The organism is Thermostichus sp. MS-CIW-36 (assembly GCF_054059035.1).
Window position 1 is genome coordinate 41645 of record NZ_JBSSBR010000023.1, and the last position, 6610, is coordinate 48254.

7 protein-coding genes are annotated in these 6610 nt (G+C 57.7%); 2 read left to right on the top strand and 5 right to left on the bottom strand.

Annotation, left to right across the window (positions count from 1 at the left end):
- Window positions 1–135: 135 nt before the first annotated feature.
- On the bottom strand, window positions 136–1509 hold the full coding sequence (gene nusA / locus ACVWVQ_RS10455; RefSeq protein ID WP_414523088.1) for a transcription termination factor NusA: 1374 nt from the start codon (window positions 1507–1509) through the stop codon (window positions 136–138).
- Window positions 1510–1644: 135 nt separating this feature from the next.
- Window positions 1645–2115, bottom strand: coding sequence for a ribosome maturation factor RimP (gene rimP / locus ACVWVQ_RS10460; RefSeq protein WP_011433822.1), 471 nt, complete (start codon window positions 2113–2115; stop codon window positions 1645–1647).
- A gap of 301 nt (window positions 2116–2416) precedes the next feature.
- On the opposite strand from rimP, the gene ACVWVQ_RS10465 reads away from it, so the two are divergent.
- Window positions 2417–2932 (top strand): TIGR02652 family protein, encoded by a 516-nt coding sequence (locus ACVWVQ_RS10465; protein WP_011433824.1) that lies wholly within the window; start codon window positions 2417–2419, stop codon window positions 2930–2932.
- A gap of 64 nt (window positions 2933–2996) precedes the next feature.
- Here the strand turns inward: ACVWVQ_RS10465 and ACVWVQ_RS10470 are convergent, their stop codons facing one another.
- Complete coding sequence (locus ACVWVQ_RS10470; RefSeq protein WP_457508343.1) at window positions 2997–3632, bottom strand: class I SAM-dependent methyltransferase; 636 nt, start codon at window positions 3630–3632, stop codon at window positions 2997–2999.
- Between the two features lie 312 nt (window positions 3633–3944).
- Window positions 3945–4808 (bottom strand): arginase family protein, encoded by an 864-nt coding sequence (locus ACVWVQ_RS10475; RefSeq protein ID WP_457508345.1) that lies wholly within the window; start codon window positions 4806–4808, stop codon window positions 3945–3947.
- A gap of 243 nt (window positions 4809–5051) precedes the next feature.
- On the opposite strand from ACVWVQ_RS10475, the gene ACVWVQ_RS10480 reads away from it, so the two are divergent.
- A complete protein-coding gene (locus tag ACVWVQ_RS10480; protein WP_011433827.1) occupies window positions 5052–5477 on the top strand; it encodes a photosystem I reaction center subunit II PsaD in 426 nt (141 codons plus the stop codon).
- A gap of 234 nt (window positions 5478–5711) precedes the next feature.
- On the opposite strand, the gene ACVWVQ_RS10485 is transcribed toward ACVWVQ_RS10480, so the two are convergent.
- Window positions 5712–6320, bottom strand: coding sequence for a peroxiredoxin (locus ACVWVQ_RS10485; protein WP_011433828.1), 609 nt, complete (start codon window positions 6318–6320; stop codon window positions 5712–5714).
- Window positions 6321–6610: the final 290 nt, after the last annotated feature.

The window sequence follows — 6610 nt, forward strand, 5'->3', positions numbered from 1 at the left end:
CCCCACATGCGCCATTGCGGTCTCGGTGCAACCGCGATCCCCTGCAGCAAAACTCATTCCAAAGCCCAGACTTCCGGCAGAAGCCGCCCTCTACGAGCAAAGTGTACGGGCAAAGTGAGGGTAGAGCGTATATCATTACCCCTTCGGCTGGGCAATGTCGAACTCGGCGTCGTAGTCGAAGTCCTCCTCTTCGTCAGCCCAGTCTTCTTCCAGCCTCTCGTCTCCCGCCAGCTCCTCTTCCTCCAGGCGGCGCTTTTCTTCGTATTCCTCATCCTCTAGGCCCAAAGCAGCCCGCTCTGCCCGCCGCTGGAAGCGCTCCAGTGCCGCCGGAGTGATGAAGGGATAGGGCAGCCCTTGGGCTTGGGCTTCCTCCAGCGCTGCGCGGTAGCTCTCCACTTCCTTGATGTCAATTTTCCAACCGGTGAGGCGGGCTGCCAGGCGCACATTTTGCCCCTCTTTGCCAATGGCCAAACTGAGCTGGTCGCTGTTGACCAACACATGAGCTTGCTGGATTTCCGGATCCACTAGCCGCACCTCCACCACCTTGGCCGGGCTGAGGGCGTTGGCAATGTAGGTGGCAGGATCCGGCGACCAGCGGATGACATCGATTTTCTCGTTGCGCAGCTCCGCTACCACCGCCTGAATCCGGGATCCCCTCGCGCCAATACAGGCCCCCACTGGATCCACGTCCCGCTCCACCGTATCGACCGCAATCTTGGTACGTGGCCCCACATTTCGGGAAGGGGGGTTGGCCTCCCGCGCCACTGCCACAATCCGCACGATATCCTCTTCAATTTCTGGCACCTCGTTGGCAAACAGGTTCACCACCAAGCCAGCATCGGCCCGGGAAACCAAAAGCTGTGGCCCCCGCCGGGATCCCTCATAGACTTTCTTGAGATAGACCTTCATCACCGCGTTGGGAGTGTAGCGATCGCTGGCCAGCTGTTCCTTCTTGGGCAGTTCTGCTTCCACCTCAGGTTGTCCGAAACCGCTGGATACCGACATGATCACCGTCTGCCGCTCGGTGCGCAGCACCCGTGCCTGCAGTACGGTTTTTTCCAGATCGCGGAACTCTTCCTGAATCAGACGGCGCTGCTGATCCCGTAACTTTTGCGCCAGCACCTGCTTGGTTTGGATGGCCGCCATGCGGCCAAATTCCGCCTGTTGTGGGGTGACATCATCTGTGACTTCCCAGCCTACTTCGGCTTCTGGGTAATCCTGCTGCACGTCGTACAGAGAGATCTCGTGATCCGGATCCTGTACCTGCTCAACGATGGCTTTGGTGGCCAAAACGCGAAAGCCTCCTGCCTCCACATCCAACTCCACATCGAAATTGCGGAAGTGGTCTTCTGCAAAGACCACATCTCGCTGGATGGTTTTGCGGTAGCGTTCGTAGCCCTTGAGCAGCGCCTCTCGCAGGGCATCGGTGACCACATGGCGGGGCAAGTTGCGCTCCCGCGAGATCATCTCCACCATTTCCGCCAAACCCGGCAGAGGCACCATCGCCATAACCACTGTCCTCCTGCACAAACTTCGTGAAACTTGCTGTTGCTATTGCTCCACAGCGGGAACTGAACCCGCATCTCTGATGCGAAGGGAGGGCCGCACCACCTGCGGTCAAACGCTCTCTCTATCTCCGGTCTCCTAGTCAGTTTCCGATGAGAGGGCAACCCGCTGCACCGAAGCGCGGGGCAACTGGACTCGCCGCCCCTTGAGAGATAAGGCAACCCTCTCCTCATCCCGACCCAGCAGGTGTCCTGACCAGACGGCTTTGCCCTTGTAGGGCGGATCCAAGGTCACCTCCACCGCGAATCCCTTGAAAACCACAAAGTCGCGATCGCTGGTGAGAAGGTTGCTAATGCCAGGGCTGGACACCTCCAACACGTACTGGCCGGGGATCAGATCCACCCGATCCAGCTCGACTTCTAAGGCTTGGCTCATGGCTTCGCAATCGGCATGGCTGGTTTCTCGGTCGGGATCCAGTGGACGAATATCCACCCGCAGAACTGGCGGATGCTGGTTGGTGTGGAAAACCATCTGCACCAACTGGTATCCCAGTTGAGCGGCCAAGGGACGGGCCAAGCTCTCCAACTGTGGAATAAGAGGGTGAACCATAACCTACTCGTCACCAACCGGGTGTTGCCGCCAGATCCAAACCCCTTTGAGCCGGAGCTGGCAAAGGGGACAGTAAGCCCCCTCAAAAAGCAAAGAAGTGGGTACCACCCACTCCCCGTTGCTATCGCGGAGCTCCTTGAGGCTCGCCCAGAATCAGTACAGACTTCGAGCGCATCCCCCCTACCTCCTAATTTAGAAGATCTCCTCCGGTTTTGTCATGGGGATCCCCAAAAGGCAACATCTATAATGTGGACAACTGCGGATTTGCCCAGATATCCAGCCGCGTTTTGTGGGGTTTCCTATGACTGTTGCCTTTTCCTACCCGATCTTCGGCCCCAGCATTCAGTGCCCCCACTGTCGGCAAACGATTGCGGCCCTCACCCTGACCGATACCTACCTCTGCCCTCGCCATGGTGCATTTGAGGCGGATGCTGAACAAGAGGAGCTGGTACACCTGCAATCCGGACGGCGCTGGCGCTTTTGGGAAGGTCGCTGGTTTCGTCAGCACACCCACGCCGATGGGATCCGTTTTGAGATTCATGAAGAATTGGATCGGCTGCGCATGCAAGGAATGCGAGCCACTCAGGTGATCGTGGCCGAGCGCTACCGCCAGCTGCTCACCCCTTATCTGGAGCAGGGATCCCACCGTCGTCCTGGCCCACCTCGCCTCTATGGCTTGCCCGTCAGCTTCAGCTCCCAAATCCCAGAGGATAGGGGTGGATCCCCTCAGCGCTGGCGGGTGATCAACTTTGAGCTGACCTACGAGATCGACCCGGCCATGCGGCAGCCGCAATCCCGTCTGCAACTGTGTGATTAGACTGTGTGATTAGAAAGGCGAACAGGTAGAGAGCTGTTGGAAAATTGGTGGCTGCTCAAGTCTTCTAGAACTGGAAGTTTCCTTCCGCGGCGGGAAGCGCTATGCCTTGATAGGTGTAGCCAATGAATCTCGGCTGGTCAGGCATATAAAACCGCTCCAGTTGCTCAAACCGAAACCCCGCTCCCTGGATCAACCGGGCCATATCTCGGTTGAGGTTGCAGCCATCTGCGATTACCTTTTGTATAGGGTTGAGACGATTTTGCCATCTTTGCACCTGGGGATCCTCGCTGAGGCCGTGTTCGAGAAAAAACAGCTTTCCCCCTGCTCGCAACACCCGCCGGATTTCCCCTAAAGCCTTGGCCACATTGGGAATGCTGCACAATGTCCAGGTGCTGACCACGCTATCAAAACTCTGGCTTGGAAAAGGCAGTTTCTGGGCATCCGCCACCTGCCAATCAACGGCGATGGGAGAAGAGGCAATGCGCCGACGAGCCAGGGATCCCATGCCGGGATTGGGATCTACCCCTGTGATCTTGCGAATGTGCTCTGGGTAGCAGGGTAGGTTGAGGCCGGTGCCAAAACCAATCTCCAGAACGGATCCCTGCACATGGGCCAGAAGCTGCCGCCGATAGCGCTCCATCCCTTCCCCCGAGAGAGCTAAATCCAACAGCCGCGGGAAGATTATTCGGCGATAGAGCATGCCTCTAACCCCCAAAACCCTGAACTTTGCTGAATTTACTGAGCTTTAGGCGGTTTGGCAAAAGTCATTGAGAGGGATATAGTAGACCAAGTTTCCCCCTGATCCTTGAGTCCACCGCAACGGTTGCCGGGAAGTGAAGGGGGAAAGCGCTCGGGGGGTATTCCTCAGGGCTTTGCGGGATACCGCCTTCCTGCTCAGAGATAGGCAGGATGCGATCGCTTCTTTCCTGAACCATGTTCAGGAGAGTTCAGCGTGAATGTATCAGGTTCATGCAACCATTTCCAGATATTCAGGCATTCATCTTTGAGCAGCTTAAACCGTCTGGACAGGTTGCGGTTGAGCGGTCACCTTCAGGGGGTGGAGGGCATAGCAGGCCAGCAACCAATTGAGCAGGCGGGCCACCACACGAGCGGTTTGCCGCGTTGCGGATCCCACCGCCACCCCTCCCAGTGAAAGGCCAACCACAGGACGAGCAGCAAAGATGGCCTCACAGGTCTGCAACAGTTGGAACCAACTCACCCCCCCTGGCTCTGGGTTATGCACGGCGGGCGCTAAGGAAGGATCCAACACACTGCAGTCCACCACCAAAAACACCGGTTGATCCGGCAAAGAGGCCACCACCTGCTCGGGATCCCAGCCATCTTGGGCCCAGAATATTGGGCTGTGGTGGGCTTTCAGCCATGCGTAGGCGCGCGCACTGCCGCTGCGCAACCCCACATGGATCACCGGCAGCTTGTGCTGATAGAGCAACTCCACCCAGGCAGCACTGCCATAGCTCGTATCTTGATCCGGCTGGCTCATCTCCGGCGGCGGCATCAGATTGGCATGAGCGCTGCAATGCACCACGCTCAGGGTTGGGTGGTGTTTCCAAAGGGCACGAATGGCCCCCCAACTGGCGGCCAAGACTGAGGGCAACAGCACCGGCCATTGTTGTCGTCTCCAAGCTTGAGTCACCGCCGCCTCACACATGCCGTAGGGAGGCTCATCCACCAGCCCCGGCAACTGCGCCACCGCCAGCTTATCCACATCGATCCCCAACCTCGGCTCGAAGGCACACAGCTCCGAACCGGCATTGAGAATGGCCATCGGAGCCTGAGTATCGTGGCCAAAGGCGGTGGGAATGAGAATGACCCTGGCATTGGATTGCGAGCTGGGATGGAGGGACCACTGGGCCATGGGCGCTGTTCCTTTTCCAGAAAGCTGTGGGTCTCCGGCTTGTTCTATGGTGGCCTACAGGGCGCCCAGGGATCCGTCTGAGGGCCAGCCAGTCTGCTACGAAAGATTACAGTTCCCAGGCGGAACTGGGGCCAAAAATCGAGTCAGTGGTAGATTCAAAGTGCTTCGCGCCGCAAACCGCGGTTTGGACAAGGCAAACCACCGCAAACCACAACGAGTTGAGAAAGGTAGACTATGGCTGTGATGGAAGGCGATCCTCGTCAGGGAGCAAAGCTGCCTCTATTTGGGGGATCCACCGGGGGGCTGTTGAGCGCAGCCGAAACCGAAGAAAAATACGTCATCACCTGGACGGGCAAGCCGGGGCAGGTGTTTGAAATGCCCACCGGCGGCGCTGCCGAAATGGTGGAAGGCAAAAACTTTCTCACCTTTGCCCGCAAAGAGCAGTGTTTGGCGCTGGGTGCCCAGTTGAGATCCGACTACAAGATCAACGACTACCAGATCTTCCGCATTCCCGCGGGGGGGGAGCCTGTGTTGGTGCATCCCAAAGACGGCGTCTTTCCCGAGAAGGTCAACGAAGGCCGTGAGCCCGTCGGCAAAGTGGATCGCAACATCGGCAAAAACAAGGAGCCGATTACCTACAAGTTCACCGGCGGGAAACCCTGGGACTAAGTCCAGCGGCCCTTGTCTTGTCGGATCCCCTGGTCAATTCAGGGGATCTTTATTTGTTCGCGGGCACCTGGTTCTGGAGCGGTTGCCGACGGCCCTCACCCCCAGCCCCTCTGCTGTTGCTTGTCCCTTTTGGGAAGAGTCGGGCTGCCCCTGGCGAAGAAAAGCCCCAGCCCACCCGGGGCTGGAGCCATACCCGAAAAAGCCCGGGATCCCTGAGGCAGGATCTGGGCCAACCTACTTGGCAATCGCCGCGAAGAACTCCTTGGATTTCACTGGGTCGGGGTGCATGGTTTTCTGGCCGGGCTGCCAGTTGGCCGGGCAAACTTCATCGGGGTGAGATTGCACGTATTGGATAGCTTGCAGGGTGCGCAAGGTTTCATCCACACTGCGGCCAAAGGCCAGGTTGTTAATGGTGGCGTGCTGGATGATCCCTTCTTTGTCGATGATGAACAGGCCGCGCAGCGCCACACCCGCTTCCGGATCCAGGACATTGTAGGCAGCGCTGATCTCCTTTTTCAGGTCAGAGACCAGAGGATACCTCAGCTCACCCACCCCTCCAGCCTTGCGGTCGGTTTGAATCCAGGCCAAGTGAGAGTATTCGCTGTCCACCGAGACGCCCAGGATCTCGGTATCCAGCTTGGCAAAGTCGTCATAGCGGTCGCTGAAGGCCGTGATCTCCGTTGGGCAGACAAAGGTGAAGTCCAAGGGGTAGAAAAACAACACCACATACTTCTTACCCCTGTAGTCGGAGAGCTTCACCGTCTTGAATTCCATGTCATAGACGGCGGTGGCGGAAAAATCGGGAGCGGGCTGCCCCACTCGCAGGCATCCTTCCTGAGACATCAATCAACGCTCCTTGCGGTAAAGTGCAAATGTAAACCAAACCTAACATACCATACTCATAATGACTCTGCCTTAACTCGATAGATAGCGACGGATCCCAACTGCCGGGATCCGGATAATGCCCATTTTTCCATGCTGATCGGCTCAGCTCTGCAAGGGATCCCATGAGAGTGGCGCTGGAGTTCCTGATACATCTACGCTGAACACTGCTGAGCATTACTGCTCAGCGGTGAAGCGATAGCATTCTGTCCGTTTCCGTTGTCACTACGCGACGCTGACGCGACCGCGTT